At 38.4% G+C, this 4,294-nt stretch carries 4 protein-coding genes and 1 pseudogene; 3 read left to right on the top strand and 2 right to left on the bottom strand.

Features of this window, described 5'->3' with window-relative positions:
- Nucleotides 1-121: 121 nt before the first annotated feature.
- Entirely contained in the window at nucleotides 122-721 is a 600-nt protein-coding gene (locus B2X72_RS23975) for a TetR/AcrR family transcriptional regulator (RefSeq protein WP_088162102.1), read from the bottom strand.
- A gap of 90 nt (nucleotides 722-811) precedes the next feature.
- A complete protein-coding gene (locus tag B2X72_RS23970; RefSeq protein ID WP_088162101.1) occupies nucleotides 812-2,125 on the bottom strand; it encodes an ATP-binding protein in 1,314 nt (437 codons plus the stop codon).
- Nucleotides 2,126-2,624: 499 nt separating this feature from the next.
- Here B2X72_RS23970 and B2X72_RS23965 point away from each other — a divergent pair, with 499 nt between their 5' ends.
- The 3 genes and pseudogenes from B2X72_RS23965 to B2X72_RS23955 form a co-directional block, all read left to right on the top strand.
- On the top strand, nucleotides 2,625-3,080 hold the full coding sequence (locus B2X72_RS23965) for a DUF1572 family protein (RefSeq protein ID WP_088162099.1): 456 nt from the start codon (nucleotides 2,625-2,627) through the stop codon (nucleotides 3,078-3,080).
- A 55-nt stretch (nucleotides 3,081-3,135) separates the two neighbouring features.
- Nucleotides 3,136-3,561 (top strand): GNAT family N-acetyltransferase, encoded by a 426-nt coding sequence (locus B2X72_RS23960; RefSeq protein ID WP_286851808.1) that lies wholly within the window; start codon nucleotides 3,136-3,138, stop codon nucleotides 3,559-3,561.
- Nucleotides 3,562-3,651: 90 nt separating this feature from the next.
- A pseudogene (locus tag B2X72_RS23955) lies at nucleotides 3,652-4,294 on the top strand (hypothetical protein); the annotation flags it as partial.

Raw genomic sequence — 4,294 nt, 5'->3', positions numbered from 1 at the left:
ACAGAAATCCAATCCTAAAATTTATTTAGGACAGATGTGTCATGTGATATTAAAAATTGAAGTTTTGGTGTATTTAACGGTGTTAGATTTTTTAACGTTGTATTTTTTGCTGTAAAAAAATTTAGTCAGTCAGGGAGCGTGTGATGCCGTAAATAGCATCCTTTAATACTTCTTGATTGGTATTTTCGCCATTACCTTGGTTTACCAGATTGATCGAAATCAATCCATGTATAATAGACCAGTAGGTGAAATACTTTCTACAGATCAATTCTTCGGATGGATTTTTCTCTTTCATGATTTCACGGATGACATCACTTATCAATTTCCCATGGGATTCTGCACATTTATACGTTTTTTCAAATCCACAACAGGCAGTTCCCACACCGAACATTAACTGATATAATTCCCGTTCTTCGAAGGCGAAATCCCAATAGCTAAACCACATTGCTTCCAATTGCTTCTCCAGATCGGTTTCAGTTGATTTGGCTTGCTTTACTTTTTTGGCAAGCAGGAGATAGCCTTGGTTGGCAAGTTCCATCAAAATGGCATCTTTATTGGCGAAATACTCGTATATCATGGGGGCAGTATATTCAATGATATCTGCAATTTTGCGCATACTCAGGGCTTGCCATCCTTCTTCTTTGACGATTTGGAGCGCAGCATCTAGAATATTGGTTCTATTTTCATCTTTGAGCCGTTGTATGCGTTCTTTACTACCCATGCTAATGTGTAAATAATTTAACAGTGTTAGGCAAAAGTGATACTTTTAATTTTATTTATTGACATCTAAAAGTCATTAAATAAAAAGGCCTTATTTTTTCGGTTTGGAAGAAGCGTTTTCAGGGCTTGCAGCAAGGGTTACAATCTGTTTTATGCGATTCTTTTCTTTCTCAGTTAGGGGAAGTGCCTGTTCGATGATAGGGAGAATTTCCGTACTTTTTTCCGATTGTAATAACAGGTCGATGAAACCAAGATAGGTGCGGATAAGGTCTGTTTTAATGCCGAAGAAAATGCGTGGATCTACAATATATAATTCCTGTACTAATGCTAACAATAGGTTTTTTCTTTTTTTATCCTCTTCCGAGTTGTTGTAGGCGGGTAGTAGGCCCTTTCTTTCAAGATCTGTTAATTTTACAGCGACAGCGTGCTCAAGTACATATTTTTTTTGCTTTCTATCGAGTAAATCACGTAATTCAGCAAGTAAATTTCGATAAATAACTTGTTTGGCTTTCCCCGAGAAAAGATTATCTTCTGTAGATAGGAGGATATCTTGTTGTTCGAAATGATCAAAGAAAGTAGATTCCACATAGACAGAGTGGTGGAAATTGATCGCGTTATTATTGAAACTGCTAAGTACTTTGGCAATTTCCTTTTTATCACTATTAAGAAAATAATAATAATATCGATCACCAATTTGCTGGTTCCAGCGAATGTAATTGATGGTGAAATGATAAGAAGTATCACGATCCGGGCTATAGCCTGTCCACGAAAGCTGGTCTGTCTCCTGGATTAAATGATCATAAACCAACAGCTTTCCATTGACGCGTATGGCGTAATCCCTTTCCTTATTCAAGTAAAGAAACCAACCGAATTCTTGTGCGAGGAAATTGTTAAAGTCATCGCTTTCAAAAACAGTAGCATTAAGTCCAAAAACGCCTTCAAAAGTAACTTGTGTTCCTGTATTTTTATGTCCTACCGGCGAGCTTTCACTGATATCGTATTGCTCTTTACTTTCGCGATCGATTTGAATTCGGTAGTTTGAGAAATATTCATCCTTCTGAAAAACAGTATTCCAAATTGCACGCGTTGCAAAAAGCGAGAAAGAAAATCGGCCCTTTCCCTTTTTTCCTCTTGTATAGGAGCTGCGTTTGAGGCTGTTCTTTTTTATAGAATCCAAAAAGTTTCCAAATGAGGAAGAAAGTGTCTCTAGGGGTATGCCTTCACCATTGTCCTGTATGCTTATACGATTAATGTAGCCTAATTCATTACTGTCTATGGAGAGTTCGATCTGTGTGGCTTTTGCATCAAATCCATTCCAGATATATTCAGCAATGGCATGTTTAGGGTCTTTGGGAAGTCCTGCAGATTCGATACTTTGGTTGGTTATTTTTGTGCTCCTCTTCATCGTAAAGGCGGTTTAGCTTAAAACTTGTAAAAAAGATGGAAATAATTTGGTCGATTAATTCCATTTCAATGTACACTATTTTTTAGATCTCTTGATTAAAAATGTGAAAAAATAAGCAAGTCCAAATAGATAATAGGATCGAAAAGAAGACAAATAAAATTGAAACTACTTCGATTCTCAGGTTCAATTGAGCGTTTGCCGCCAATATATTCATAAAAAGGAATTGGAAAGCCCAATCTGTCATTTCCATCGGATGGACTATCGCATTTAGCGAAGAGAATGGTGGCCGCAACTGTCATTACACTAAAAATTACCCAAGTTTTCTTTGGGGAATTTGAAACTATCTTCATGGTTACTGGGCTTTAAGTAGTTTAAAATTACATAATATCATGTGGAGATGTATACTTTTCATTCGTATACATATGGCCATTGACGGCTAAAGTTGATGTGTTGATATAGAAGTTGCTTTTTTGGTAGAAAATATACCTAAATTTAGTCTATGCTTATAGAAACTTTAAAAAACCTTTTCCGACGGGACTTAAACAGGCTGCGTGATGAAATTTCTTTGTACAAACAGGAAGGAAATATATGGCTTATTGAACGTGATATTTCCAATTCAGCTGGCAACTTATGTTTACACCTGATCGGAAATCTTCAAACATATATTGGTACTGAAATAGGCAAGACTGGGTATATCAGAGATCGAGCGGCTGAGTTTTCGTTAAAAGACATTCCTCGAACACGATTATTAGATCAGATAGATGATACGATTGATGTGGTTACACGTTCTCTGGATCTGTTGTCGGAGGAGAACCTTCTTGAGATATATCCCATACTCGTGTTTGAGGAAAAAACAACAACGCAGTATTTGCTTGTTCATCTGACCACCCATCTAACTTATCACCTTGGCCAAATAAACTATCACCGGCGACTGCTGGATCAACCTGAGGTATAGTTAATGTATTGGTAAACCTATTCTTGTTCTACAACATAGGAAACAAATTTATAGTATGGACATAAGAAAAGCGGTATTATCTGATGCTCCGGATCTCGCAACCTTGACCGAACAGCTGGGTTATCCAGCCGATATTGAAGGAACGAAAACTATTTTGGAGGATCTGTTGCGGAAGCAGGAGTATGCTGTATTTGTGGGGATTATTGACAATAAAACAGTTGGCTGGATTCAACTTCATCAGGTCATCAGTATGGAGACTGGTGTTTATGTAGAAATCATTGGCTTGGTTGTCGATGAAGAATATCGAGGTCGGGGGCTAGGCCGATTATTATTGCATGCGGCATCCGATTGGTCTAGGTCCCTCGATTGCTACCGTTTGCGTGTAAGATGCAATATCATTCGGACCGAGAGCCATAAGTTTTATCAAAATAGTGGTTTTATACTAAAAAAGGAGCAGAAAGTTTTTGATTCTTTGCTTTAAAAGGTGAACTTTAGCCCAATTAGATATCGAGACCATCAAACATTCTACCTGTATCGACTGTTGATTTCTCGAAGACCCGACTTAGATAAAATGAGAAGAATCTTTACATTAATTGCCTGTTGCTGTGTTTTTAATTCGCATGCACAACGTATGGACAGTATTACCACGGTGATCGCACCTGAATATGACCGAGTGGGTTTACTGCATCGATTTTGGCTTGGAGATAGTTACCGTAAATTATATAATACTCCTGTTAAGATGCGTGTGATGGATCTCGCTACAGAGCGGGGCGGGCTTCAGATTGTTAAGTTGGGTGGTGGCATGCAGACACAGTCACTTCGACTGGTAGATTCTATGGGTAGGGAGTGGGTTCTTAGGTCTATTCAGAAATACCCTGAACGTAGCCTACCGGAAAGCCTTCGAAAGACATTTGCAAAAGATATAGTACAAGATCAGATTTCGATACATCATCCATTTGGTGCATTGACCGTTCCGCCATTTAATAAAGCCTTAGGTATTCCTTCAGCTTCGCCAGAACTGGTTTTTGTAGGAGATGACCCTAGGTTCGGCGAGTATCGTGAGGTATTTAAAAATAGGGCCTACATGTTTGAGGCGCGCACCCCTTTTGAGGATCAAAAAACAGATAATAGCGCAAAAGTAATGCGTAAAGTGTTGGAAGACAACGATACGCAAATTGATCAGAAGCTCACACTACGTGCGCGGATGCTCGATT

Origin of the sequence: Sphingobacterium sp. UBA7253 (assembly GCF_002472745.1) — a bacterium.
In the GTDB taxonomy this organism is placed as follows: domain Bacteria; phylum Bacteroidota; class Bacteroidia; order Sphingobacteriales; family Sphingobacteriaceae; genus Sphingobacterium; species Sphingobacterium siyangense.
Note: the sequence above shows the minus strand (reverse complement) of the source record. Positions and strands in the feature narration are given on the sequence as shown.